22 protein-coding genes are annotated in these 25,420 nt (G+C 47.5%); 16 read left to right on the top strand and 6 right to left on the bottom strand.

What is annotated here, in order from left to right:
* Window positions 1-77: 77 nt before the first annotated feature.
* The 3 genes from AC1S5B_RS13165 to AC1S5B_RS13175 all read right to left on the bottom strand — a co-directional run bounded on the left by AC1S5B_RS13165 (window position 78) and on the right by AC1S5B_RS13175 (window position 6,113).
* Window positions 78-1,724: a B12-binding domain-containing radical SAM protein gene (locus AC1S5B_RS13165; protein WP_482036126.1), complete on the bottom strand. Its 1,647-nt coding sequence runs from the start codon at window positions 1,722-1,724 to the stop codon at window positions 78-80.
* A 263-nt stretch (window positions 1,725-1,987) separates the two neighbouring features.
* Window positions 1,988-2,830, bottom strand: a complete 843-nt coding sequence (locus tag AC1S5B_RS13170; RefSeq protein ID WP_482036127.1) for an SWIM zinc finger family protein — start codon at window positions 2,828-2,830, stop codon at window positions 1,988-1,990.
* 7 nt (window positions 2,831-2,837) lie between these two features.
* A complete protein-coding gene (locus AC1S5B_RS13175) occupies window positions 2,838-6,113 on the bottom strand; it encodes a DEAD/DEAH box helicase (RefSeq protein WP_482036128.1) in 3,276 nt (1,091 codons plus the stop codon).
* Between the two features lie 278 nt (window positions 6,114-6,391).
* On the opposite strand from AC1S5B_RS13175, the gene AC1S5B_RS13180 reads away from it, so the two are divergent.
* The 4 genes from AC1S5B_RS13180 to AC1S5B_RS13195 all read left to right on the top strand — a co-directional run bounded on the left by AC1S5B_RS13180 (window position 6,392) and on the right by AC1S5B_RS13195 (window position 10,199).
* Window positions 6,392-6,883 carry a YajQ family cyclic di-GMP-binding protein gene (locus AC1S5B_RS13180; protein WP_458649553.1) on the top strand — a complete coding sequence of 164 codons (492 nt, stop codon included), beginning with the start codon at window positions 6,392-6,394 and terminating at the stop codon, window positions 6,881-6,883.
* 181 nt (window positions 6,884-7,064) lie between these two features.
* Entirely contained in the window at window positions 7,065-8,714 is a 1,650-nt protein-coding gene (locus tag AC1S5B_RS13185) for a sensor histidine kinase (RefSeq protein WP_482036129.1), read from the top strand.
* A gap of 90 nt (window positions 8,715-8,804) precedes the next feature.
* Window positions 8,805-9,464: a sigma-70 family RNA polymerase sigma factor gene (locus AC1S5B_RS13190; RefSeq protein WP_482036130.1), complete on the top strand. Its 660-nt coding sequence runs from the start codon at window positions 8,805-8,807 to the stop codon at window positions 9,462-9,464.
* Between the two features lie 183 nt (window positions 9,465-9,647).
* Window positions 9,648-10,199 carry an anti-sigma factor family protein gene (locus AC1S5B_RS13195; protein ID WP_482036131.1) on the top strand — a complete coding sequence of 184 codons (552 nt, stop codon included), beginning with the start codon at window positions 9,648-9,650 and terminating at the stop codon, window positions 10,197-10,199.
* A gap of 37 nt (window positions 10,200-10,236) precedes the next feature.
* Here the strand turns inward: AC1S5B_RS13195 and AC1S5B_RS13200 are convergent, their stop codons facing one another.
* The gene (locus AC1S5B_RS13200; protein WP_482036132.1) at window positions 10,237-10,662 is read right to left on the bottom strand and encodes a gamma-glutamylcyclotransferase family protein; all 426 of its coding nucleotides are present in this window, start codon (window positions 10,660-10,662) and stop codon (window positions 10,237-10,239) included.
* Between the two features lie 97 nt (window positions 10,663-10,759).
* On the opposite strand from AC1S5B_RS13200, the gene AC1S5B_RS13205 reads away from it, so the two are divergent.
* The 6 genes from AC1S5B_RS13205 (at window position 10,760) to AC1S5B_RS13230 (ending at window position 15,820) form a co-directional block, all read left to right on the top strand.
* Window positions 10,760-11,677 (top strand): M23 family metallopeptidase, encoded by a 918-nt coding sequence (locus AC1S5B_RS13205; RefSeq protein ID WP_482036133.1) that lies wholly within the window; start codon window positions 10,760-10,762, stop codon window positions 11,675-11,677.
* Between the two features lie 117 nt (window positions 11,678-11,794).
* Window positions 11,795-12,346 carry a late competence development ComFB family protein gene (locus AC1S5B_RS13210; protein ID WP_482036134.1) on the top strand — a complete coding sequence of 184 codons (552 nt, stop codon included), beginning with the start codon at window positions 11,795-11,797 and terminating at the stop codon, window positions 12,344-12,346.
* Window positions 12,347-12,502: 156 nt separating this feature from the next.
* On the top strand, window positions 12,503-13,093 hold the full coding sequence (locus tag AC1S5B_RS13215; protein ID WP_482036135.1) for a DUF4340 domain-containing protein: 591 nt from the start codon (window positions 12,503-12,505) through the stop codon (window positions 13,091-13,093).
* Window positions 13,090-13,968: a formyltetrahydrofolate deformylase gene (gene purU / locus AC1S5B_RS13220; RefSeq protein ID WP_482036136.1), complete on the top strand. Its 879-nt coding sequence runs from the start codon at window positions 13,090-13,092 to the stop codon at window positions 13,966-13,968. The genes AC1S5B_RS13215 and purU overlap by 4 nt, the downstream gene beginning before the upstream one ends.
* A gap of 274 nt (window positions 13,969-14,242) precedes the next feature.
* Window positions 14,243-14,440, top strand: coding sequence for a hypothetical protein (locus AC1S5B_RS13225; protein ID WP_482036137.1), 198 nt, complete (start codon window positions 14,243-14,245; stop codon window positions 14,438-14,440).
* A 165-nt stretch (window positions 14,441-14,605) separates the two neighbouring features.
* The gene (locus tag AC1S5B_RS13230; RefSeq protein WP_482036138.1) at window positions 14,606-15,820 is read left to right on the top strand and encodes a class I SAM-dependent methyltransferase; all 1,215 of its coding nucleotides are present in this window, start codon (window positions 14,606-14,608) and stop codon (window positions 15,818-15,820) included.
* Between the two features lie 142 nt (window positions 15,821-15,962).
* On the opposite strand, the gene AC1S5B_RS13235 is transcribed toward AC1S5B_RS13230, so the two are convergent.
* Window positions 15,963-17,225, bottom strand: coding sequence for a septal ring lytic transglycosylase RlpA family protein (locus tag AC1S5B_RS13235; protein WP_482036139.1), 1,263 nt, complete (start codon window positions 17,223-17,225; stop codon window positions 15,963-15,965).
* Between the two features lie 421 nt (window positions 17,226-17,646).
* Here AC1S5B_RS13235 and purM point away from each other — a divergent pair, with 421 nt between their 5' ends.
* Genes purM through AC1S5B_RS13255 form a run of 4 tightly spaced genes read left to right on the top strand, consistent with a single transcriptional unit; the run spans window position 17,647 to window position 20,881 of the window.
* Window positions 17,647-18,675: a phosphoribosylformylglycinamidine cyclo-ligase gene (purM, locus tag AC1S5B_RS13240; RefSeq protein ID WP_482036140.1), complete on the top strand. Its 1,029-nt coding sequence runs from the start codon at window positions 17,647-17,649 to the stop codon at window positions 18,673-18,675.
* Window positions 18,676-18,679: 4 nt separating this feature from the next.
* Entirely contained in the window at window positions 18,680-19,516 is an 837-nt protein-coding gene (gene rsmA / locus AC1S5B_RS13245; RefSeq protein WP_482036141.1) for a 16S rRNA (adenine(1518)-N(6)/adenine(1519)-N(6))-dimethyltransferase RsmA, read from the top strand.
* Window positions 19,517-19,545: 29 nt separating this feature from the next.
* Window positions 19,546-20,487: a 4-(cytidine 5'-diphospho)-2-C-methyl-D-erythritol kinase gene (ispE, locus tag AC1S5B_RS13250; RefSeq protein WP_482036142.1), complete on the top strand. Its 942-nt coding sequence runs from the start codon at window positions 19,546-19,548 to the stop codon at window positions 20,485-20,487.
* A 34-nt stretch (window positions 20,488-20,521) separates the two neighbouring features.
* Window positions 20,522-20,881, top strand: coding sequence for a DUF3082 domain-containing protein (locus AC1S5B_RS13255; RefSeq protein WP_482036143.1), 360 nt, complete (start codon window positions 20,522-20,524; stop codon window positions 20,879-20,881).
* A 9-nt stretch (window positions 20,882-20,890) separates the two neighbouring features.
* Here AC1S5B_RS13255 and ppk1 read toward each other — a convergent pair whose 3' ends face one another.
* A complete protein-coding gene (gene ppk1, locus AC1S5B_RS13260; protein ID WP_482036144.1) occupies window positions 20,891-23,047 on the bottom strand; it encodes a polyphosphate kinase 1 in 2,157 nt (718 codons plus the stop codon).
* Between the two features lie 446 nt (window positions 23,048-23,493).
* On the opposite strand from ppk1, the gene AC1S5B_RS13265 reads away from it, so the two are divergent.
* Window positions 23,494-24,078 (top strand): hypothetical protein, encoded by a 585-nt coding sequence (locus AC1S5B_RS13265; protein ID WP_482036145.1) that lies wholly within the window; start codon window positions 23,494-23,496, stop codon window positions 24,076-24,078.
* 260 nt (window positions 24,079-24,338) lie between these two features.
* Window positions 24,339-25,346 (top strand): tryptophan--tRNA ligase, encoded by a 1,008-nt coding sequence (gene trpS, locus AC1S5B_RS13270; protein ID WP_482036146.1) that lies wholly within the window; start codon window positions 24,339-24,341, stop codon window positions 25,344-25,346.
* The last annotated feature ends 74 nt before the right edge of the window (window positions 25,347-25,420 follow it).

Below are 25,420 nucleotides of genomic sequence, written 5' to 3' on the forward strand. Positions count from 1 at the left end.
TTCGGTAGTTGATCTGCGGTTGAGTCGTCAAGATATTTCCCGAATGCCACGCCCTTACGCAAGATGATGTCCCCTAATTACTGCTTCCTCACCCTTTGAGAGTAGAACGAGGCGGATTCGATCCCTTTTGAGCATTCTTTTGTGAACTCAATCAGGTGGTGGGCTTGCAGGGCAATGCTAATCACCCGTTCCACTTTGCCTTTTTCTAGGGCGGGTTTTGCCATTTTCCAGAAGGTGTCGCGGTAGCTGCTCAACACGCCGACCCGAAAGAATAGATTTGCCATCATCACTAAACCACGGCGCACATTTTCTTTATTGATTCGTGCGGCGCTACGGGGTGGCTTAATCCGGTTGGGGTAGGTATGCTCCGATTGGTAGGCAAACCGTTCATAGAGAAACTCTGGCTCATAGGCGACAGTGATGCAGCGCCGCCACATTTCTAGCACCTCTTCGTAGGGCATGAGAAACTCTACATTGGATTCGCGCCCTTCCTCAAAGTTCAGTCGTCCTGCGGCTTCCAGTCTGCGCCAGAGGGGAGTTTTGGGCAGGGCATACAGCAGATTGATGGTGAGGATGGGAATGTTGGATAAACGAATGAATTCTAAAATGCGATCGCAGGTGTCCGGCGTATCCGTATCCAATCCCAAAATAATCCCCGATACGACTTCAATCCCGTAGGAGTTCATCGTGGCGATCGCGTCCAAAATTGGGATGCTGAGGTTTTGATCTTTCGCCATGGATTTCAGCGCTTCCGGCTCCGGCGTTTCAATCCCACAAAACACCGTGCCAAAATAGGCTTCTCGCATCATCTCCAGCAACTTTGGACTTTGGGCAATATTCAACGTCGCTTCACAGGCAAACTGTACCGGATAGCCATTTACCTTTTGCCAATCAATTAAATGGGGTAGCAGTTGCGTCACGGCACGGCGATTGCCAATAAAGTTATCATCCACAAAATAAACCGCACCAGGATTGCCCGATTCCAGCATGGCATCCAATTCTGCGAGGAGTTGCGGCGGCGTTTTCAGGCGGGGATTATTGCCATAGAGTTCAGGAATATCGCAAAACTCGCAGTGATAGGGACAACCGCTCGAAAACTGCACGTTGGCAATAAAGTATTGGTTGAGATTGGTCAGGTGATAGGCAGGCAGCGGAAACTCATCCAAGGGCAGACGCTCAACGGTTTGAAAGCGAACTTGCTGAGAGGGACGTTCTGTAAAGGTGTCGAAATATTCGATCATCTGATCCGTGGCATCGCCCAATTCACCCAGATGCAAAATGTCAAAATCGGGGTAATATTCGGGGCAACCGGACACCGATGGACCGCCCACTGCCGTTAGTTTGCCGTACTGATGCGCCAGTTGATTAATCTGGTTAATTTGGGGCTTTTGAATATGCATCCCGCTGGTAACTACCACATCCGCCCACTGATAATCTTTTTTCTTGGCAAGCTGAATATTTTCATCCACAAAGCGAACTTCCCAAGTCTCAGGCAGATAGGCAGACACCAGTAGCAACCCTTGGGGTGGCATAAATGCTTTTACGCCTTTCATCAGTGGGTAAGCGTGGTGAAAGGTGCCAAACGATCGCGCGTATTTGGGGAAAACACAGAGAATCCGGCGCTTATTTTTAGGAATGTAGAAGGTTCTGTGACACCGCAGACCCGGTGCGATGGCAGAATCCGGGGGAAGCGACTGTTCAACAGGCGATAAAGTCGCTGTCATGGAAAATCCTCCTCACAACATTAGGCACGAAGCAAGTGAACTGTCAGCCAAAATACTTGTCTATTCAGGCATGAACTGATTAGCCCACTGATTCAATTTAAAGGCATTGTCCCCTTCCTGTCTGCCCAATCAATAGAAAAGCACATTCAATTATCTGAATAAAAGGCGAGAGGCAATGGGCAATAGGCAATACGCGAGAAGAATTTATGAACTTAAAACTCTTCTCGCCACAACTCCGAACCCTGAACTCCGAACCCCGAACCTCAATCCAACACATCCCGATTTTTGGTTTTTACTCGTTCATAGAGTTCTTCCATTGTGGCGATGAAGGACAGGTCTTTATGCCAAAAGGCTGGGGCATCTCCTTGCTTTTTGACCAAAATGGCTGGCACTGTAACTTGGCTGGGGGGTTCCGGTAGGGTGGAAAACCGTTTGGGGCTTTGCCAGAATTCCTTCAGGCTGATTTCTGGTGAAAGGGGAGTTGTTGTGGGCTGGGTATAGTAAGATGCGACCGGGGCTGGATCGGTCGCTTGCGTAGAGAGTTCAGCCGAGAGCGCGATACCGAGGGGAGATTTGGCAAGTTCGGCTTGCAGGGCTGCTTTGGAAAGTCCGCGCAGTTCAAACACCAAAAATGGATCGCGATCGAATTCGGCGGCAAGTAAATAACAAACTCCTGCCACATGTTTACACGGATCGCCATAATCGGGGCAGGAACAGCTTGTTTTGAACTCCGATCGCTTACGCGGTAGCAAATTTAGCCCCAAGGTGAGAAAGGCATCCTCAATCGTGTCGGGCATTTCGTTGAGCAGCAGTTTAGAGATATAGCTGGCTTTAGAAGCAATCAGCGCGATCGCGGCTGCCCACTTTGCAGCACTAATCGGCTGAATCTCTACCACTGTGATATACAGCGGTTCTTTATACACTCCGAAGTAAGGGTTGACACTGCCTCGCACTTTCGCCTTGACAATACCATCCTGAATCTCAAAGCTTTTGACCTTGTTGCCACGGGCATAGGAGCGACCTCGACTAAGGCGACCTGAATCGGTGAATGATTCCAAGGAACCGATAAATTTTTGTCCCCACCAGGTACGGCTAAAAGTGGACATGGTTGGTTTACTCCATTACGGCTTTTTTGTTGAGCGCAATCAGTTGCTTAAACGATTCATTGTCGAGTTCCGTCAGCCAGGATTCATCCGACCCGACGATCGCGCCAGCCAGTTTTTTCTTATCTTCAATCATCTGATCAATTCGTTCTTCTAAGGTGCCGATCGCGACAAATTTATGAACAAACACATTTTTCTTTTGCCCAATCCGGAATGCGCGATCGGTTGCCTGATTCTCTACAGCGGGATTCCACCAGCGATCGAAATGAAACACATGATTGGCTTTCGTCAGCGTGATACCCACGCCACCTGCCTTTAAGGATAAAATGAACACCGAGGGTTCTGTTTCAGGATCTTGAAAGTCGGCAATCATGGTTTCTCGTTTAACCCGGTGGGTGCCGCCGTGCAAGTAGTAGGTTTTATAGTGAAGATGGCGCAAATATTTTTCCAGCGCTTCCCCAATTTCAGTAAATTGAGTGAAGACCAGCATACTTTCCCCAGCTTCCATGGCTTCGGTAACCATCTCAGTCAGACGCTCTAACTTATGCGATCGCTCTGGGGTAAACTCGCTGTCATCTTGCAAAAACTGTCGTGGATGATTACAAATCTGTTTCAGCTTCAGCAGTGTTGCCAAGATCAATCCTTTCCGTTGGATTCCCTCTGCCTCATTCAACTTTTTCTCAATATCTTTAACCGTTGCTTCATAGAGGGAGGCTTGCTCTTTTGTGAGATTGCAAAATAGCTTTTGTTCTACTTTGTCCGGTAAGTCTTGAATGATCGCAGGATCGGTTTTTACTCGCCGTAAAATGAACGGCTCAACCAGTTTTTTTAGAACTGCGGAGCGGGTTTTTTGATTGTTTTTTTGAATCGGAATTTCAAATGACTTGCGGAAGTACGCTTCTTTACCCAAATAGCCTGGATTGAGAAAGTTAAAAATTGACCAGAGATCGAGCAAGCGATTTTCAACGGGAGTTCCAGTGAGGGCGAGTCGATGGGCGGCTGATAGCTTCAAAATTGCTTTCGTTTGAGCCGCTTTGGGATTTTTAATATTCTGAGCTTCATCAATCACAATCCGATGCCAATGAATATCTCCCAGCAGTTTTTCATCCTTGCGTACTAAGGTAAATGAAGTGATTAACACATCGCAATTCTGCACGATCGCATTAAATTCTTTCCCATCTTGAACGCGATCGCTGCCGTGGTGAATCTGCGATCGCAACTGGGGTGCAAACTTTTCAATCTCTTTTTGCCAATTGCCGACCACAGAGGTGGGCGCAATCAACAAGGTTGGCAGTGTCTCCCCGGCTTGACGCTCCTGCACCAGCCGCGCAATCACCTGCGCCGATTTTCCCATGCCCATGTCATCCGCCAAACACCCATTTAGCCCCAAACTTTCGAGATAGTGCAGCCAAGAAACGCCCCGTTTTTGATATTCCCGCAGAGTCCCATTAAACGGCTGTGGCTCTGGCAATACTTCTAAGGCGCTTTTATCATTCAATCGCGACAGCATTTCTGCCAGCGTTTGGTCGTGATCCACCTCAAACTCAAAACCGTCTTCCCCTGTTGCCGTCAGCTTCATAAAGTCCAGCAAGCCCATTTCAGGGTGTTCTTGCTTATGTTTTTTCCAGAATTCCAGCATTTGCTGCATTTTCTCTGGATCTAATTCCATCCATTGCCCCCGAAACTGCACCAGCGAGGATTTTGCATTGACTAACTGCTGCCATTCCCGCTCACTTACAGGTTCCCCGCCAATGGACAGTTCATATTGATAATCCACCAGGGTATCAAAGGAAAAATAACTTTTGCTTTTGTCGTTACCGCCGATTTTGCGTCCGCTGGCTTTGAGGCGAATTTTGGCGCGCTGCCAGCCTTTGGGAGTCCACCAGGCAGGCACAATCACCTTATAACCCGCTTCTTCTAATACCCAGGCGGTTTCTTTGAGGAAAGTTGCTGCATCATCGGCGGTCAAAGTGATGCAAATAGGCTGATCGGTGTCTAGTCCTGCCCACAACGCGGAATAAATCCGAGCAGCATACCCCAGGTTCATCAACAGCACTTGTTCAAAATCTTTGCCAAACTGCTTGTGAAACTGCTTTTGTTGGGGCGATCGCATCCGCCAATAGTCCAGCAAGGCAATTCGTAGGGAGGGATCATGTTTTGCAGCAACCTGAAACTCTAAAATCCAGGGTTCCTCTGGCTTGTCAGGCGACTTTAGCTGAAAGCACAGATGGAAAGGCATTTCGGCTTGACTGCGATGAATGCGATCGCGCCAGGTTTTCCACTGTTGATACCACTCTAAAGTTTCTGCTGCCCGATTTGGTGTGGTGCTGTGCTGGGGCGACAGGCACAGTTCCAAGAGTGAATCCGCAACCTTCTTATCAAACGCTGCTGTGGAAGGGGAATGAGTCACCAGTTCCGTCAGTAAGCATTCTGAGAAATGGCGGAGTAGGGTCGCTTTATCATGCAGAATCGGTGTCTCAGGCGGAGCGGCAAATCCAGCGGTGCACACCAGCGGCATTACTTCTGCATACTGCTCAATCTCGGCTTCATACTGCTCCGATAAAATCTCCCAGCCAGCATAGAGTTCAAAATCAGGCGTTTGGGTTGAAGTGCTGGCGGTTGACTTTTTGGCGCGGGTAGTAGATCTAGCGGTGGAGGCAGTGGATTTGGCAGTGGATTTAGCAGTAGATTTAGCGGCACGGGACGTTTTTTGGGGGGCAAGCGATCGATATTTGAGTGCTGGAATATAGCGATCGCGCAAAATCACCTGCTTAAACGCCTGGGTGTAGTGATACCAAAACAGCAGATCAGCGCCCAATTGCACATCTGCCAGTTGGTGCTGCGTCAGAAAGTGTAATTCATTTAGCACTTTGATCACATTGTTCACTGATGCATGGTGAAAGGAGCCAGTCTTAACCAGTGCCGTTGTTTTGTAACAATCCACTTGCCAGTACTGCCAATCAAAGGTTTCCGGCAACTCTGTTTCTAAATAACGCGCCAGTTCGAGAGACGGCAATGGTTGATCAGCGCTCGTGGGCAGGAGAAAATATTGGGGTGAAATCTCCAGTTCCGATGGTTGTCGTGTTGTAGGGACAGCGGGTTTAATCCCTAGTTCAGTCGTCAAAAACTCTGCCAAACTCGCTTGATTAAGCTGTCGAGGATGGGCGGAGGCGGCTTTGCTGCGTTTACGCCCTAGCTCCGTTGTTTCCACCCACACATAAAATGCGCCAGCTTGAATGAAGTCTGCTTCTGCTGCGGGAATCCAGGTGCCGTGAAGAATCTTCATGATTCAACTGCCTAAAAGGATTGAATTGAATCTATCAAACCTAAATTCTTAACACAACTGCCTCAATTGAAATTCAGCAGCTTCTATCGTAAATTCTCTAGAAATAATGCAAAAATCGCTTTTCTCCTTATACCGTGGCTGTGATGATCTACCCAAGCGATCGCATCGGCTGTATTAATCTATTGCCTTAACCTGGGTCATTTCTTTCCAAGAATGTGGCTGATCACGCTTACTATGGTACACAAATAGGATTAGACCCTCACTTTAAACATTCACCGATGGCTGCAAACTATTCCTTTGATATTGTTAGCGAGTTCGATCGCCAAGAGCTAGTCAATGCCTTAGATCAAGCAACCCGCGAGATTCAGAACCGCTATGATTTAAAAGATACCAAAACAACGGTGGAACTAGGCGAAGAAGCAATCACCATCAATACCGATAGCGACTTCACCTTAGATGCCGTCAACAGCTTAATTCAGACCAAAGCAATCAAGCGCAACCTATCCCTCAAGATTTTTGACTATGGCAAAGTGGAATCTGCTAGTGGAACTCGTGTGCGGCAGGAAGTGAAATTAAAAAAAGGAATTTCTCAAGAACTCGCCAAACAAATTTCTAAACTGATTCGCGATGAATTTAGCAAAATCCAAGCATCAATTCAGGGCGATACAGTGCGGGTTACGGCAAAGTCTAAAGATGACTTGCAAGACGTGATCCAGCGTTTAAAGCAAGAAGATTATCCCACTCCCTTGCAATTTACAAACTACCGATAGCGGCAATCGCGACTACTAAGGTTCGGTTTGGCGACTATCGCTTATCCGAAATTCCGGCTAACTTCATAGGAGTAGGCGATCGCCATCCAACTAATTTCAATCTTCAGAAAAAGTAGTTTGATGGGATTTGCAACTTTAAGCAGCCTACTCGCAATGAAACCGGATACAGAGGGATAAGGGCGTGTCGAAGTGGTTGTTGCCAACTCTAAGTGAAGTGATAGCGCTGAATGATCCAACTTGGACGATTGGCTCAGAGCAAGCAAGCAAGGGCCAGTCTAGCTCATCTCAGCGGTTGGGGAACCGCGTCGCTTTGCAACAAATACGAGCAGAGCGCGAATGGTATGGGGCGATCGCAGCGCTCAACTTACTTTTACAACAACATGTGACTGTCCCAAAGACTCCCGCTTATATCGCTGCCCAAACCGTTTCCCCAACCGTAGATAGCATCGGTAATCAAGCAATTTCTGGCATGATTTTATCGGGTCCTACTCCTGTTTTTAACCATCCTCAAATCGTCAAGCAGTTTGCAACGCGCACTCTAGCAGCCACTTCGCTGCATTCGCCCCACTGGATGCCGCTCCAGTTGCTTCCGGCAGAATCAGAAACGTGCGCTGGTGATCATCCCCTACCCGTACTGCCACTCCTACCAGGCGATCCACTGGCGGCAGAACCGTTTTGCCTAGTGATGACTCCCTGGTTTAGCTTAGTCATGGTTTTAGGTGAAAGCCTGAATCAGGAACCTGCTTTTTTGTTTTCGTTTGTGCCAGAAGTGGTGCAGCAAGCTTGGGAGGCGATTCGCCCTCGCATTTTGCTGATGACTTCTCATCAGGTCGATCGCCTGGATGAATGGGTGCATCAGTTTTCACCCGTTTCACCAGACTATAAAACGGTGATGCAGTTTAGCCGCTTGATGTTGGAAAATTCCAACATCTTGGAAGACGAGCCGCTAGAGCCGATTTCTCAACCGAAAAGCGTCAATGGCTCAAATCAAGTCGAAAAAATAGACAGTGATCACCATGCTGACCCGTCGAGTTCCTACAATCCAAAGAGTCCAGTCCCAGCAGAATTGGATGAAAAGCATTTGGATGTGGAATTGGTGCAGGCGATCGCCCATGAAGTTCGCACGCCATTAACCACCATTCGCACCCTGACGCGATCGCTGCTCAAGCGCCTTGATTTAGCTCCCGATGTGCTGAAACGCCTGAGCATTATCGATCGCGAATGCAGTGAACAGATCGATCGGTTTGGGCTGATCTTTCGCGCAATGGAACTGGAAACGACCGCAACCCATTCGCCCCCAATGTCTTTAATTCGTACCTCTGTGGTCGATGTGTTTCAACAAAGCATTCCCCGCTGGCAGCAACAAGCAAGCCAACGCCAAATGGTCTTAGACATTGTTGTTCCCGAAACGATGCCAGCCGTCGTGAGCGACCCGACGATGCTAGAACAGGTACTCACGAGTTTAATTGAGCGCTTCACCCGCAACTTACCTGCGGGTAGCCACATTCAAGTCGATGTAACGTTGGCAGGAGACCAGCTTAAACTTCAGTTGCAATCCCTCCTAGATGCCGCCAGCCAGAGTCACTGCAAAGGATTGTTTGGCGCGTCGTTGCCCAAGCCTTCGCCTAAGTCAATCGGTCGGATGCTGATGTTTCAACCGGAAACAGGTAGCCTCAGCCTCACCTTAGCGGTCACAAAAAGCTTGTTTCAAGCGATCGGGGGCAAACTCACGGTTAAGCAGCGCCCCAAAGCAGGGGAAATCATGACGGTTTATCTGCCCTTAGAAATGGAGCGATCGCCCTTAGAAAGCAGCAAAATCATCACTGTGTAGCCCTAAACTTAGGCTTATTTTCTTGGGGGAACCTTCTTAAAAACAGCCCGTCATAAAAAATGGAATGTCTACTAGAGTAAAGTTCCGTCCATGAATCACTCACTTCGGCTATCCTGGTCATCGGTGGAATCTATATCTACCCAGGTGCCAGTGCAAGCAGACAAACTCTCTAATTACGACCTAATTTTGCAGTGTCAAGCCGGTCATTCTCCTGACAAGGTTGCCTTTGCAGAACTCATGCGGCGATACCAATCTCATGTTGAACGGGTGCTATATCATTTGGCTCCCGATTGGCAAGATCGGTCAGACTTGGCGCAGGAAGTTTGGATTCGAGTGTATCGCAATGTTAAGCGACTACAGGATCCTGTCAAATTTCGGGGCTGGCTAAGCCGCATTGCCACAAACTTGTTCTACGATGAGTTGCGGAAGCGCAAGCGCCATGCCATGCCGCTATCGTTGGATGCGCCTCGTTCCATGGAAGACGGTGAAATGAGTTGGGATGTGGCATCCGATGCACCTGGACCCGACGAAGATTTAACGTCTCAAGAGTTCTATGATCAGTTGCGAGCCGCGATCGCAGATTTGCCAGAAGCGTTTCGCACCACCATCGTGTTACGCGAAATCCAAGGTCTGGCATACGAAGAAATCGCTGAGATTACGGGTGTCTCCCTCGGTACAGTCAAATCTAGAATTGCTAGGGCGCGTCTTCGGTTGCAAACTCAACTGCAAGGCTATTTAGATGGAGAGTAGCAACTCCCTTTAATCCTTCGGTGAACACCAGCAATCTAAACCCGCCATTCAAAAATCTATCTCACGAAATTTGTTTTTCTCAGACAAATTCTCTATGCTTTAGTTTAAGCATTGGGTGTACTCCTTCACAAACACAGTAATGTTGCAATGACATTTAACTTTGACCCTCACAACTCTAAAAAAATGCCGTCTTCGTCCGCTGATTCTAATTCTTCAGCGCGATCGCTCGATGCAGTCCAGCGCGATCGATTTGAGATGCTAAGCGCCTACATGGATGGCGAAGTGACCGCGGATGAACGCCGCACCGTGGAAGAATGGTTAACAAATGACCCCACAGTGCAGAAGCTTCATGCCCGACTACTCAAGCTAAGACAAACGTTTCAGGCGATGCCTGTGCCAGCAACCAACGAAAAAGCGATGCAACAAACAGTTGATGCAGTGCTAGCTCGTGTAGACCGCCGTCCTCGTTTTTCGGCAATTTGGGGCGGAATGGCTCTTGCAGCCGTTGCGGTCGGGGCTATCTCCACCAGCTTAATGGGCGATCGCTCTCCGTTTTTCCAGATGGCACAATCATCACGAGATCCGTTACAAACTCAACCTGCTGCGAAGCCAGAGCCTTTGTTGATTGCCTTAGACCAGCCGTTGATTGCTATCTCTAAAACGCCTGTTGCAGCACCGACTGACAGTGCCTCTCCATCTTCACTCCCTCGCAACTCAAATGACAACGTTCGATAACTGCAAAGCTTTGATTGAAAACTCATTGATTGAGCTTTTACAGTTTTGATCCTTTCCAGTTTCCACTTGGCACCAAAACACCGCCAATCTGTCGTATCTGGGCAGATGTCATTAGGTACGCCCAGGCACCCCCCAGAGAAGAGCCTCCTGGATTGAATACTGCGATCGCCTGCCGTTGATAATGGTGTTCATCGAGCGGCAGTTCAGGAAAGTAGGACTGAAAAAGATTGGGGTCATGCTGCTCAAACTCGTCTAGCTGCTGCAAAATGGCAGAATTCGCAAAGGATAGCACCACTCCCTGCACAACGCCGTCGCCACCCGCAACCATTGCCGGATAGCCAAAGGGAAGCTGATAAATTTGCCCTAATGCGATCGCCGAACAGGTTTCTATCACCCAGCGATCGCACAGGGAATAGTTCATTTCTCCAGGTTGGAGTGTTCCATATACAAAAATTTTGATCATTCAGTAGAAAATGGTAGCGGTTGAGCGTTACTCTTAACGGAACTGATTTCTACAAGTTACACAACATCGGCTTATGTTTGTGTTCCGTTCAAACTCTATGCTGCAAAGAACCGATGCCATTTTGAACCAAGCACGTATTTCAATATCAAAACTTGCAACATCAAGACGAGTGGCATTTGGGTTGGTTCTGGGGAGCGCGATCGCTTTCATTCCTAATACCGCAGTGAGCGCGATGCAACTCAAGGTCACCCCAACCAATCCTAAATTGGGAGATACACTGAGGGTTATTGCTCAATATGATGATGTCAGCATCAATGCCACTCCGCAGGTTACTGTTGGCAAGCAAACCTATCAAACATTCTTAAACGGCTCTAATCAATTTCGGGCATTGGTGCCCACCACTCCGCTGGACAAACCGGGCACCTTAACGATTCGAGCTACAGGTGGCGGCGAAACCGCTGAAGTCACTGTTAGAATTGCTAACCGTAAATTTCCGACCCAATCGATTCGGATTTCAGGTAGCGGCAGCGATGGAACTGATCGCGAATTCGATCGCGTGGATGCCTTTAAAAAACTAGTGACCCCCGAAAAGTTTTGGCAGGGTGCCTTTCGTCGTCCCAACCAAGGAGCGGTCACCTCTGGCTATGGCATTCGTCGGTACTACAATGGCGTTTTTGCCAAAGATTATTACCATCGTGGCATTGATTATGCAGGAGCCTATGGGTCTCCAGTTGTCGCTCCGGCACCAGGCAGGGTCGCACTTGTGGGGAGGGTTTCTGAAGGATTTAAGCTCCACGGCAACACCGTTGGGATTGACCATGGGCAAGGAGTTACCACTATTTATCTTCACCTCAGTCGCATTAATGTGAAAGAAGGAGATTTTGTGCGATCGGGGCAGGTGATCGGTGCCGTCGGCGCAACAGGTGGCGTGACAGGACCTCATTTACATTGGGGATTGTATGTTAATGGCTTATCTGTCGATCCGTCTCCGTGGCGTGAGGTAGGATTTGAATAATTTGTTCTTTAAGGTTTTGATGAAAGTGGTCTACTAGGCGCAATCTAGGGCACCATTATTCAAGACTACTAAAGCGGATCAGATAATTTAAGCCATGGAAGAGGTGTAGGAAGCTCTATGAGCATCGAAAAGATTGTTGAACAAGCTCTGCAAGACGGGTATCTGACCCCAGCAATGGAGGCGGAGGTGGGACGCATCTGTGATACTGCCTCAGAACTCTCGATTGAAGAGTACATGGCGTTAGATCGCTTAATGGGAGCGCTCTTGACTGGGGAAGTCGTTGCTGTTCCTCGGAAGCAGTTTATTAATGTGATGGAAGAGTTAGTGTTAACAGAGGCGATCGCCCGTGTTGCTGAAATTGAGGCGACCAGCGATCGTACTCTAGATTTAGGAGACATCGCCGCCTACGGGTTGAACCGATTGCCGCCGCTCTATGCGACGACTGAAGAAGGCGCAAATTATCAGCGACAGCGGGCAAAAGAGGAACTGCAAGCTTTAATTGCTCAGCAGGTGGGAGAAGCGATCGCCCGTAGTCTTGACCGTCCCGAATTCTTCCCCGAACGGCAGGTAATTGGGAAGAGTTCAGGGGACGAAATTCTGACCCAAGTGAGCGCTCTCCTCCAAGCCTATGCTCCAGGTTATGAACAACCGATAGAACCTGGGAATTAAGCAATAGAAGATAGGAGAATTCTAAAATAGCCCTTGCCCTACCAAGCCTTCTCCCAAAGGGCTTGGTAAGGATGGTTTATGGACGCTCAGCGTTGGGTTAAAGCGATTATGCGTCTGTCTTGACCGAATTGGGCTTAATTTGTCATCGCTCCCCTTATGAAGCTAAACCGCACCCCGTTGATATTGTTGATTATTGCTGCATTGCTGGGGGGCGTGGTGTATCTGCAAGAGCAAAAGACTCCGCCATCCGTTCAGTCGGCGGCTCAAGCACTGTTTGGTTTTCAGGAAGCGGATGTGCAATCACTGAGCTTGAAAACACCGAAGCAAAATCTATCCTTTGTCAAAAATGCTCCGCCCAATCCGGCAATTTGGCAAATGACTTTGCCTAATCAAGGGGCTGCGAATGATGCATCGGTGGCGTATTTGCTGAACGCGATCGCATCTGCAAAAAGTGTTCCACCGCTGACCGTGCCTTTGGCAAAACAAGTAGAGTTTGGGTTTGATTCGCCATTGGCAACCGTGGATCTCACCTTAAAGGATGGCAAAACTCATCGATTGATTTTAGGCAAACCTGATTTTAATCGCACTGCACTCTATGCTCAAATTGATCCGCAACCCGGTGCAGACTTGCAAATATTCCTGGTATCGTTGGATTTTGAAAACGCAGTCAATCGTCCACTGACTGAATGGCAGCTAAAGCCAGCGTCTAAGCCAAAAGTGCCTACGCCAAAGCCAACGAAATCATGACCATTCCAACCGCAACGCTGTTAATTTCTTGCCCGGATCAAAAAGGATTAGTTGCAAAAATTGCTAATTTTATTTATGCTAATGGCGGCAATATTATTCATGCTGATCAGCATACTGATTTTGCAGCGGGGTTGTTTCTCACCCGATTGGAGTGGCAGCTAGACGGATTTAACCTACCGCGTGAAATTATTGGAACGGCGTTTAATGCGATCGCCCAACCTCTTCAGGCAAATTGGCAGCTTCACTTTTCAGATACAGTGCCTCGGATTGCCATTTGGGTGAGCAAACAAGACCACTGCTTATATGATTTTCTATGGCGACAGCGATCGCGAGAACTCACCGTAGATATTCCATTGATTCTCAGCAATCATCCAAATTTAGGCGCGATCGCTGATCAATTTAACATTGATTATCATCACATCCCCATCGCGCAAGACACGAAAAAAGACCAGGAAAAGAAACAGCTTGAATTGCTAAAACGCTACAAGATTGACTTGCTAAAACGCTACAAGATTGACTTAGTAGTATTGGCAAAATATATGCAGGTTTTGAGCGCAGAATTCATCACCCAATTTCCTGCCATTATTAACATTCACCATTCCTTTTTACCTGCTTTTGCGGGAGCTAATCCCTATCATCGCGCTTATGATCGCGGCGTAAAAATCATTGGGGCAACGGCTCACTATGCTACAGCCGACCTAGATGAAGGTCCAATTATTGAGCAAGATGTGGTGCGGGTAAGCCATCGAGACAGTGTGGAAGATTTGATTCGCAAAGGGAAAGATTTAGAACGAGTCGTGCTAGCGAGAGCCGTGCGCTTACATTTGCAAAATCGCGTGCTGGTCTATGGCAATCGCACGGTTGTTTTTGATTAGATGTATCGCACCCAAAAAAATTGAACTATTCTTCTTGCTGAGGAACTGGTCTAGTAGACCGATAGCACAGTTTTTTGGGAGCGCAAGCCAATATTTGTTGCGAATTGTAAAAAAACTTGCGGTTTCCAGGCTTAACTACTATCTATGGTAGTGTCAACTGACGAATAACACTGCACATAGCGCTTATAGCCTTTGGGCTAGGGTATATTTCGGCTAGCGCTGGTGGTTCATCCGGTTTGACTCAAATCATTACCCAAAAAGAGAGAAGTGAATTATGGACTACCAAGAAAGACTAAATCCCTGGGTCGTTAGCAAACTGCTACCCAACCTCAAAGAACTCGCTGTGATTCGATTTCGCCGCAGAAACGACGCGGAAGCCTACCTTAGAGTTCTGAAGGAAATGCAGCCCCAAGGAAAGTTCGCGATTTCATTTGATGGTGATACACGAGAATATGCCACCCAAGCTCAGTAATTGTCAACCAGTCTGCAAGGGTTCTAGAGTGGGGTGCTGGAAAAAATTAAACAGCGATCGCAAAAGCGCAGAAATTCACAAGCATCTTCAAGCCATTAGTCAACAGTTTTATCAGCCAGAACGCTTGTGTCACAATGAAAACCACAATCGGGTTTGGAAAAAGCTGTGCAATTGGAGACAAATAGTAATCAAAGGACTCTTAATACCGTCATCACTCAACGGATTGTTGAGAGTCCTTGCCATCGAATTTCGTTCGCAGAGTACATGGATTTGGCGCTCTACCATCCGCTATATGGATATTATGCGTCTTCCTCTACTCAAATCGGTGCCAGCGGAGATTTTTTTACCTCATGCCATTTAGGGGCAGATTTTGGCGAATTATTAGCTAAACAGTTTGCCCAAATGTGGGAACTTTTGCAGCATCCAAACCCCTTTACCTTAGTGGAAATGGGAGCCGGACAGGGGTTGCTATCAGGGGATATATTGGCTGCTCTACAACGCAATTCTCCCGATTGTTTTGCGTGTTTAAAGTATGTAATTATCGAGCGATCGCCTGCTCTGATTCAAGCCCAACACCAGCAATTGAGGCAATTTCTGGAAGCCGGAACATTGATTGATTGGTGCGATTTTGCAAACCTGCCCAGTTCAATTACGGGCTGCTGGTTTTCTAATGAATTAATCGATGCGATGCCTGTCCATCAAGTGGTGCTAGAAGCAGGACAGTTAAAGGAAATTTACGTTTCTGTAAATCAGCAGAATTCATCCACTCAGTTTGTCGAAGTTATTGGCGACCTTTCAACCCCAAAGCTGGCAGAATACTTTGACTTTGTTGGAATTAATCTGCAATCACCCGCTTATGCCGATGGATATCGCACCGAAGTCAATTTGGCGGCACTAGATTGGATGACGACTGTTGCCAAGCATCTCCAGCGAGGATATGTCTTGACGATTGACTATGGCTATCCGAGCGATCGCTACTATCATCCCAATCGATCAGGCACACTTCAATGCTACTTCCAGCATCAGCATCACTCTGACCCTTACCGCCATGTCGGGCAGCAAGATATTACGGCTCACGTTGATTTTACTGCTTTGGAAAAACAAGGGGAACTTTGTGGATTGAACCTCGTCGGATATACCAAACAAGCATTGTTTTTGATGGCTTTAGGATTAGGCGATCGCCTAACGGCTCTCAGTCAGTCTCCGGCAACCGACGCGCGATCGATTCAGGAGATTCTTTGTCGTCGCGATGCCTTACACAACCTGATCAATCCAGTGGGTTTAGGTAATTTTGGTGTTTTGATGCAAAGTAAAGGAGTGGATTCAACGGTGCCACTGATTGGGCTAATGGGCGAAATCGCCAATACTCAAACAAATTAAAAGCGTGAATAGCATCAATACTATCCACGCCTAAAAAATGGAGAGAAAAATACTCCCGTGGTTGAAACAGGTTTAGCGTCTTGCTAATTCATTAACGGTGATACTGGTTGTTAACCGATCGCTCGATTGAGTGACAAACTGCTTAATTGCTAATAGCAGCGGCACTTCTTGAATCAATGACTTCTAGCTTGACGGGGGCAACTCCCGATTGCACAACCCCCAGCACACGCGCCGCCGCCGTAGATAGGTCGATGATGCGGTTTCCGTGGAATGGACCGCGATCGTTAATTCTTACCATTACCGATTGTCCATTATTTACGTTGGTCACCAAAACCTGGGTGCCAAACGGCAGGGTTCGGTGGGCAGCGGTCATGGCGTTTTGATTGAAAACTTCACCACTAGCGCTGCGGTTACCATGAAAACCAGGTCCATACCATGATGCAAATCCAGTTAGCTTGAATTGGATAGATCCTAAAGAAATAGTTTGATCTCTCCAAACGATCGGTTTGCCAGTGACCTCGCGCAGCGGTGACGCATCGCCTAAAAGTCGTCTCAAGCGATTGGTCGCTTGGAGTGCATCTTTTTCTAGATTGCGGGTGGAATCAGGCAAAATGGTGTTAGCATCAATCACCGCAATTTTCAGGGTATCGACCTGAATAAAATAGCGATCGCGTTCGCTTGCATTCGCGACTTGACCGCCCCAGGCTACAGTAATCTTGTCTGCGTCTAGCCCATTGCGATGAAGTTGATTTAGTTTTGCTGCGATCTCGGTGGCTCTCCAAACGGGGTCATTCTCAGCAAAACCAGCATCTATAGTGCTGAGATTTAGTTCCTGGGAGTCTAGCTCAGATAAGGATTCGGAGGAACTGAGCAGCGAGGTTAAAGAAGGAGCGGAAAGCGCTTTCGCTCGGTTCAAAGACTGAGCATTGGCAGAAACCGGATTGGAAGACTTTTTCGGTTGAGTCCCAAGTTTCACATCACTTTTGGAAGCGGTGATAGAACCCTTGAACGTTAAAACCGGAATATTACGAACATATAGGATGGCAACTTTCTGCCCAGAGATTTCGTGAGGCTGAACCTTCGCAATGACCTCTTTAGTCCTATCAAACTCAGGCTTAGTAACTTGTTCACCCACTTTCATAACCTCTTCAGACTGAGTGATAGTCTTTAAAGATTTATTGGATGACGGTGCAGTTTCGGCTGCGGTTTCGCTGGGGGTTGCTTTTGGATCGGTCTGCTTAAGGCTTGCACTAGAGACCTGTCTACTGGATTCAACAGGAGCGGCACTACTTGAGGTGGGAACACCCAGGGTGGCAATCAACAGGGATGCAGTTAAACTGCCAAAAAGTTTTTGAGTCATATTCCATTGGATAAAAGACACATCATTGGGGTTCGAGTTCCGCATGATTCGTACGCATTTTTTCAATCGGCACGTTTGAGACGTGTAGTTTGAATGCTGAAAATTAATGAATCTGCATGAAGGCTCGTGGTTTCAACCCGTACTCGGTTCGATTTCGCTCCTAAATAATTGAGAACTGCAACAGACTATCATGAAGTTTTCGTATTGGGGATCAGTGGTAGTGAGTGATCCCAAAAGATTCCGGAAAATTTTCTAACGATTAATGAACCGCAAAAGACCGATAGTTAGGACTTGTCGGATAATTGCTCAATCGGGATTTTAGTTCCCAACTTCATCAAAACTTTATATTTGCGATCGCAAAATTAGCTATCTGTGAACTATCTCCTGAAGCATTCCACGAACAAATTTTTAAGTTCTGGAAGACGAAAGAGTACAATGACATCCGAGACGTTGCTGGCAGATCTGCATGGAATATCGGGATGCAGGAGTAGATGTTGAAAAGGGGCGGGCGTTTGTCGATCGCATCCGCAGTTTGGTTGCTAGCACCACTCGCCCCGGTGTTTTAGGCGCATTCGGTGGGTTTAGTGGCTTATTCGAGCTACCCGCAGGCTACCATCAACCTGTTTTGGTTTCGGGCACAGATGGTGTTGGCACGAAGCTCAAACTGGCACACAGTCTCAATCAGCACGATACCGTTGGGATTGATTTAGTCGCCATGTGCGTCAATGATGTGGTGACCTGTGGCGCAGAACCGCTGTTTTTCTTAGATTATCTGGCAACTGGGCATTTGGAACCCGCCCAGTTAACCCAAGTTGTGGAAGGGATTGCCAAAGGGTGTCGTTTGGCAGGGTGTGCCTTGCTGGGGGGCGAAACCGCCGAGATGCCCGGATTTTATCAATCGGGAGAATACGATTTGGCAGGGTTTTGTGTGGGTGTGGTGGAAAAAAGTCAGCTTTTAGATGGCTCCCAGGTGCAGATTGGCGATGTGGCGATCGGGTTAGCGAGTCAGGGCATTCACAGCAATGGATTCAGCCTGGTACGAAAAATTATCAGCGATCGCGGTTTTGATCTCAGCGATCGCCCCGCCAGTTTTGAGGGGCAATCCTTGGGCGATAGTTTGCTGACTCCTACTCAGATTTATGTTAAGCCCGTTTTGCAGGCGCGTCAGGCTGGCTTAACCCTCCATGGAATGGCACACATTACGGGCGGCGGTTTGCCTGAAAATTTGCCCCGCTGTTTGGGTCAGGGGCAATCCGTGCAGATTGACCTCACCTCTTGGACGGTGCCCCCTCTATTTCAGTGGTTGAAACAAGAGGGCAATGTCAGTCTTTCGGGCATGTTTAATACTTTTAATATGGGCATCGGTTTTGTGGTGTTGGTGCCCCCTGCTCAAGTAGACTTAGCCCTTCAGCATTTTGCCACTGAGAATATCGCTGCGTTTGCGATCGGGGAAGTGATAGCGGGATCGGGTGAAGTCGTTGGAATACCGGAGTAACCCTGTGCCCACACCGCGTAAGCAGTTTGCCCAGCATTGGTTAAAGAGTGAAAAGGCGTTGAACAGCATCGTGACTGCGGCTGAACTTAAAAGAATGAGTTCTGGTAGCAAAGGCGATCGCGTTTTAGAAATTGGTCCCGGCACTGGCATACTCACTCGCCAATTATTGCTTCAAGCAGATTCAGTGGTTGCAGTAGAAATCGATCGTGATTTATGTGAACTGTTGATTAGAAAGTTAGGTAAGGTTGACACTTTCTTGCTGTTGCAAGAAGACTTTTTGACGTTAGATTTGCCCTCAATGCTGGCACCTTTACCAGAGTTTCAAAATCCGAATAAAGTAGTTGCTAATATTCCCTATAACATTACGGGACCGATTATTGAAAAACTCTTGGGCACGATCGCCAGTCCCGCCGAAGATCCATTTGAACTCATCGTATTGCTGGTGCAAAAAGAAGTGGCGCTGCGGCTAAATGCTAAACCTGGCTCAACCAATTTTGGAGCCTTAACCGTGCGGGTACAATATTTAGCCGAGTGCGATTTCATTTGTGATGTGTCAGCCAAAGCATTTCAGCCTGCGCCTAAGGTTGATTCTGCCGTGATTCGCTTGCGACCTCGGACGTTTCAGCCTGCGGCGACTGATCCTCGTTTTTTTGAAACCCTGTTGAGATTAGGATTTGGCAGTAAACGAAAAATGCTGCGAAATAATTTGCAAAGCCTGATTGATCGCGATCGCCTATCTCATCTATTAGAAACCTTGGGTGCTAATCCACAATCACGAGCCGAAGATTTAAGCGTTGAACAATGGGTTTTGCTTAGTAATCAGTTAGTCGTCCATTCGTAGCTTTTAATTATTAGAGAATCTTTCTTTTTATGCGTAGTTATTCTTTAATTGCCCCCGCAAAAATCAATTTATATTTGGAGATTTTGGGCGATCGCCCCGATGGTTATCACGAACTGGTGATGGTGATGCAAAGTGTTGATTTAGCGGATCGAATTGATCTGCGATCAAACGGCACTGAAACGATGCGCGTTCACTGTGACCACCCCCTTGTGCCCAACGATACGAGTAATCTGGCTTATCGGGCTGCTCACCTGATGAGTCAACAATTTCCCAAAGCCTTTGCTCAGTTTGGTGCCGTAGACATCACCATCCACAAACACATTCCGGTGGGGGCGGGGCTAGCAGGAGGTTCCACCAATGCGGCAGCGGTGCTGGTAGGATTGGATCTGCTGTGGGAACTGGGGCTGACTCAGCCAGAAATTCAGGAGTTGGGAGCATTACTTGGGTCAGATGTGCCTTTTTGCGTGGCGGGTGGGACGGCGATCGCAACCGGGCGGGGTGAACAACTTGATGCCCTCCTTGATTTAGAAAAACTGCATGTGGTGTTGGCAAAGTATCGCAGTCTTTCAGTTTCTACGCCCTGGGCATATCAAACCTATCGACAGCAGTTTGAATCGTCTTACCGTGACTCAACGGCTCAAGTAAACCGCCGCCAAGAAGTGCGATCGGGTGCCATGCTGAGCGCGATCGCCCATCGAGATATCGCCCAAATCGGGCAGTTGCTACACAATGATCTCGAAAAAGTGGTGCTGCCTCACTATCCCAAAGTGGCTGATTTGCAAAAGCGGTTGCGTGCCATGCAACCTTTGGGGGCGATGATGTCTGGCTCTGGTCCTACAGTCTTTGCGCTGACGCAGACTCAGGCTGAAGCACAACAGCTATCGGATCATCTGAAAAGCGCGATCGCCGATCCTGACCTAGAGTTATGGGTTTCACAATTTAGCCACTGTGGCATTCACATCGCACAATAGGTTAAAGACCCAATCCCCTTCTCCGGCAATTTTTATGAGTGACCTGCCCCAATCTATAGACTCTGAACCTCAAGCTTCATCGGTTCAAGCGACTGATGGCACAACGCAACCACTCACGCCTCAACGCTGTGCAACTGGCGCTGTAATTGCGGGCATCATGGCATTTGGAATGTATCGGATGAGCCACGCGATCGCCCTCTCCTTCGCCGCCCACAAAATCCAGTCTGATAACTTTATCGTTCAACGAATTTCTGCTGCCGTGCGAACCCTCGTAATCGGCATGACCACCCTAGGGATGGGCGTATCTGGAATTGCAGCGCTAGGATTATTTGCTTTATCCATTCAACTGATCATTCATAAAAACAATCAGCCTACTCCACCCCCCTCAGCCTAAATTCTGGGTCTATTTTGCGGCTTTCAATGCGCGTTCCATAAAGATCTTTTGGGCACTGCGGGCTGCTTCACCTTTGGCTGGTGATCGCTGAATGTATTCGCCATCGCTCTGCAAATCCCAAGCTTGGAGATTGTCGGATAGCAAAATATCTATAATATCCTTCAGTTCATTTTTCAGTTTAGGATCTTCGATAGGCGTAACCGCTTCCACTCGGCGATCGAGGTTGCGAGTCATCCAATCGGCACTGCCAATATAGAGCGCTTCTTTGCCGTCATTTTGAAAGTAGAAAATGCGGGAGTGCTCTAAGTATCGTCCTACAATACTGATGACCCGAATTGTTTCGCTGATGCCCTTTAAGCCGGGACGCAGGCAACACATCCCCCGCACAATCAAATCAATTTTGACTCCCGCTTGAGACGCTTCGTAGAGTTTTTTGATCAGGTCTATATCCGTTAGCGCATTCATTTTCGCAATAATTCGAGCGGGTTTTCCACTGCGGGCATTTTTGATTTCTTGGTGAATTAAATCACCCATGCGATCGCGCAACGTTAACGGTGCCACTAACAATTTGCGATAAGACGATTGACGAGAATAGCCAGTCAAAAAATTTGTCAAATCCGTTAAGTCGGCACCGAGTTCTTCGCAGCAAGTCAGCAATCCTAAATCGGTATAGAGTCCCGCCGTTTTAGGATTGTAGTTTCCGGTGCCAATGTGAGCATATCGTTTCAGTTTTCCGGCTTCCTGGCGAATGACTAGAACAATTTTAGTGTGGGTTTTTAGCCCTGCCACACCATACACAACATTCACTCCTGCTGCTTCTAAACTGCGTGCCCAAGTGATGTTATTAGCTTCGTCAAATCGGGCTTTTAACTCCACTAACACGCCTACCTGCTTGCCATTTTCGGCGGCGGTAATCAGCGATCGCACAATCGGCGAATCTCCTGAAGTTCGATACAACGTCATCTTAATTGATAGCACCTGCGGATCATAAGCCGCTTGACTAATGAACCGCTGCACCGTGGCAGTAAACGACTCATAAGGATGATGCACCAGCAAATCACCTTCTCGAATCACGGAGAAGATATTCACCACAGGCTCCTGGTTTTGAAAAGCTGACTCCGTTTCATAGTCATTGACCGCTTTTAGTCGAGCCGGAATTACCGCTGTCCAAGGCGCATCTTTCAACTCTGGCAAGGGCAGTCCCATGAAGGAAAATAAATCCTTCAAATTCAGCAATCCTTCCACTTCATAAATATCGTTATCTGTCAAATCAAACTCGTCCACCAGCGGTTTTCTCAGCGAATCAGGCATTCCTTCTTGCACCTCTAAGCGCACTGCCGATCCCCCTAAGCGATGCTTGCGTAATTCCTGTTCGATCGCCAACAGCAAATCATCTGCTTCATATTCCTGCACTTCCAAATCAGCATCGCGGGTAATCCGAAAGAAGCCAAACTCTTGGATTGCCATCCCTGGAAACAGCATTTCTAGATTGTGAGCAATCAGTTGTTCTAAGGGAACGCCGATCCACAAACACGATTTTCCTGCTTGTTGACGCAACTCTTCCGGCAAAACAATGAAGCGCGGCAAAATATTGGGCACTTTCACACGAGCAAACAGTTCTTTTGCCGTCTCTGGATCTTTAACGCTCACCGCTAAGTTCAAACTTAGATTGGACATGTGAGGAAACGGATGGCTAGGATCGATCGCCAGCGGGGTCAGAATTGGGAACACGCTTTCTTCAAAATAGCGTTTGAGATGCGATCGTTGCTCTTTATTCAGGTCAATGTAATTAAGGAGGCGTACTCCCTTTTCTGCTAGCAAGGGACGCAATTCATGCTCAAATAATTGATGTTGCCGGGTCACCGATGGGCGTAATTGCTCGGTGATTGCATCTAACTGTTGTTGAGGACTGCGTCCATCGGGCGTAGGTGGGTTGACTTCTGCATTAACCTGACCAATTAGCCCAGAAATCCGCACCATGAAGAACTCATCCAGATTTGAGCTAAAAATGGCTAAAAACTTTAACCGTTCTAATAAGGGTGTGCGAGGATTGAGGGCTTCTTGAAGAACTCGCTCATTAAACTTCAACCAACTTAGTTCTTGACTAAAGTAATAGTGAGAATCGGATAAATCAGTTTTAGGTGCAGTCTGGTTCACGGTAGACATGACTTCTTTTTTTTGATAGGTGCTAAAGATAGTCTCAAAATAAAAGAAAAAGAGAAAGATAAATAGGACACATTATCAGTGTGGTCTAGCCAAGCGCGTGAGCGCGATCGCCCATCAATCAGCTTGTAGCCATACAAACAATCTATAATTTCCTAACTCTTGCATGGAAAAATAAGCACCTAAGAGCGTCCAGAAAAATCGTCAAGCATCTTGGTTTTGAACACTGACGGAAAGCAGTCTCCAAGGATTTAGAAACAGGTCTTTCAACCATCTACTATCAGCGATAAGTGATTTGCTGTCAGTCTGCTGCTTGCAAAAATAGCTTGTTTCTGAATGGCTATTACGCTAATTGATGCAATTTTAATAACAATTAGAAACGCGATCGCAAGAGTTGTGAGAGAAGGGCATACAATGATTGAAACTCACTTAAGACTTAGGCAGCAACAATGGTAGAAGTAACAGAAAAACGATCAAAGGCAGTCGCAGTTAAACAATCATCGATTGGAAGTACAAGCGCTTTTTTAGAGTCATTGCCCGAAAAACCTAAAGAAGACTTATCGTTAAGAGAAGCGATCGATCAGCTACGTGAACCCCTGAGATCCGCGCTTTCTAGAGGGTATACCTATGCAGAGTTGGCAGAAATGCTAACCGAAAAAGGAATTAAGATTAGCGCTTTTACCCTCAAAAATTATGTGCCTTCCGGGAAGCGACGCGCCAACAAAGAAAAGGAAGCTGCTGCTAAAGTTGGAAGTCGCCGAGGACGGAAAACCCAAGCTGTGGAATCAGCAGTGGCAGAACTAGAAGCTCAACCGTCTAAATTAACGAAAACATCCGCTAAGTCATCCACCAGCGCAGCTAAAAAAACTGAGCCGGAAACTAGCGAAAAAGAGACCCAAGCCCAAAAAACATCGGCAGCAAAAACTAAATCTGATGATGAGTCAACCGTAAAACAGCCTGCCGCGACAAAATCTCGGACTGCGGCAACGAAAAAGCCTGCTTCTACTCAATCTCGGAAAAAAACATCCGCTTAAAAAATCAGCGATCGCGACGGTTGCATCGATCATCAGTAGTTTATTGCAACTGAAAATACTGATCTGCCGAAGTGAAGGCGCGATCGCTAAGATAATGACGGGCAGCTTTTTTGCGATCGCCCAAGTCCTTTGACCTGCCCTTGAGTTTAGCGAGTTAAGACATAATTTAATTAAGCGAAGGTGATCGACAACGGTTCACTCTGCTTTGCTTGCCATCCCTCCATCAATTAGGTTCCAAAACACATTTACTGACCCGCATCATGACGAAACAGCGCGTTCTTTCTGGAGTTCAGCCAACGGGCAATCTTCACCTGGGAAATTATTTAGGAGCCATTCGGAACTGGGTTGAAGGGCAGAGCCAGTACGATAATTTTTTCTGTGTGGTCGATCTGCACGCCATCACCGTACCGCACAATCCTAAAACGTTAGCAGCCGACACCTTGAATATTGCGGCGCTTTATCTTGCCTGTGGCATTGATTTGGAACATTCCACCATCTTTGTTCAGTCCCATGTGTCGGCTCACAGCGAACTGGCGTGGTTGCTGAACTGCATCACGCCGCTCAACTGGCTACAAGATATGATTCAGTTCAAAGAAAAAGCGGTGAAGCAGGGGCAAAATGTGGGCGTGGGCTTGTTGGATTACCCAGTGTTAATGGCAGCAGATATTTTGCTGTATAACGCCGATAAAGTGCCTGTGGGTGAAGACCAAAAGCAGCATATTGAGTTGACTCGCGATATTGTCGATCGCTTCAATCATCAGTTTGGTCAGGGGCAAGCGGTGCTTAAATCACCCGATCCGCTGATTTTGGCGGCAGGGGCGCGGGTCATGAGCTTAACCGATGGCACCAAAAAAATGTCTAAGTCCGATCCTTCAGATCTGAGCAGAATCAACCTGCTTGATCCGCCAGACTTGATTCAAACCAAAATCAAAAAGTGTAAAACTGATCCCACTAAAGGGCTGGTTTTTGGCGATTTGGAGCGTCCAGAGTGCAACAATTTGCTGACCCTGTATCAGTTGATGTCTGGCAAAACGAAGGAAGCAGTAGCAACGGAGTGCGCGGAGATGGGCTGGGGACAGTTTAAACCGCTGCTAACGGAAACCGCGATCGCCCATCTCAAACCGATCCAAGATAAGTATCACGAGATTATCAATGATCAAGGGTACTTAGAATCGGTGCTGCGAGATGGCAAAGAAAAAGCTGCCGCGATCGCCAATCAAACCCTGCTTAAAACTAAACAAGCCCTAGGGTTTTCTATATCGCCTTAATCATGGCAAATTTAATCATGGGAAAGTATTCTGATTTTCTACAAAAAGTAGCGGTTCTCAGAATTCCTATGCTT

This window comes from Leptolyngbya sp. CALU 1928, assembly GCF_056784215.1.

Bases quoted from the DNA above. Each gene is read 5' to 3' on its own strand.
- AC1S5B_RS13165 (WP_482036126.1), bottom strand. From the start codon at position 1,724: ATGACAGCGACTTTATCGCCTGTTGAACAGTCGCTTCCCCCGGATTCT.
- AC1S5B_RS13170 (WP_482036127.1), bottom strand. From the start codon at position 2,830: ATGTCCACTTTTAGCCGTACCTGGTGGGGACAAAAATTTATCGGTTCC.
- AC1S5B_RS13175 (WP_482036128.1), bottom strand. From the start codon at position 6,113: ATGAAGATTCTTCACGGCACCTGGATTCCCGCAGCAGAAGCAGACTTC.
- AC1S5B_RS13180 (WP_458649553.1), top strand. From the start codon at position 6,392: ATGGCTGCAAACTATTCCTTTGATATTGTTAGCGAGTTCGATCGCCAA.
- AC1S5B_RS13190 (WP_482036130.1), top strand. From the start codon at position 8,805: ATGAATCACTCACTTCGGCTATCCTGGTCATCGGTGGAATCTATATCT.
- AC1S5B_RS13195 (WP_482036131.1), top strand. From the start codon at position 9,648: ATGCCGTCTTCGTCCGCTGATTCTAATTCTTCAGCGCGATCGCTCGAT.
- AC1S5B_RS13200 (WP_482036132.1), bottom strand. From the start codon at position 10,662: ATGATCAAAATTTTTGTATATGGAACACTCCAACCTGGAGAAATGAAC.
- AC1S5B_RS13205 (WP_482036133.1), top strand. From the start codon at position 10,760: ATGCTGCAAAGAACCGATGCCATTTTGAACCAAGCACGTATTTCAATA.
- AC1S5B_RS13210 (WP_482036134.1), top strand. From the start codon at position 11,795: ATGAGCATCGAAAAGATTGTTGAACAAGCTCTGCAAGACGGGTATCTG.
- AC1S5B_RS13215 (WP_482036135.1), top strand. From the start codon at position 12,503: ATGAAGCTAAACCGCACCCCGTTGATATTGTTGATTATTGCTGCATTG.
- purU (WP_482036136.1), top strand. From the start codon at position 13,090: ATGACCATTCCAACCGCAACGCTGTTAATTTCTTGCCCGGATCAAAAA.
- AC1S5B_RS13225 (WP_482036137.1), top strand. From the start codon at position 14,243: ATGGACTACCAAGAAAGACTAAATCCCTGGGTCGTTAGCAAACTGCTA.
- AC1S5B_RS13235 (WP_482036139.1), bottom strand. From the start codon at position 17,225: ATGCGGAACTCGAACCCCAATGATGTGTCTTTTATCCAATGGAATATG.
- purM (WP_482036140.1), top strand. From the start codon at position 17,647: ATGGAATATCGGGATGCAGGAGTAGATGTTGAAAAGGGGCGGGCGTTT.
- ispE (WP_482036142.1), top strand. From the start codon at position 19,546: ATGCGTAGTTATTCTTTAATTGCCCCCGCAAAAATCAATTTATATTTG.
- AC1S5B_RS13255 (WP_482036143.1), top strand. From the start codon at position 20,522: ATGAGTGACCTGCCCCAATCTATAGACTCTGAACCTCAAGCTTCATCG.
- ppk1 (WP_482036144.1), bottom strand. From the start codon at position 23,047: ATGTCTACCGTGAACCAGACTGCACCTAAAACTGATTTATCCGATTCT.
- AC1S5B_RS13265 (WP_482036145.1), top strand. From the start codon at position 23,494: ATGGTAGAAGTAACAGAAAAACGATCAAAGGCAGTCGCAGTTAAACAA.
- trpS (WP_482036146.1), top strand. From the start codon at position 24,339: ATGACGAAACAGCGCGTTCTTTCTGGAGTTCAGCCAACGGGCAATCTT.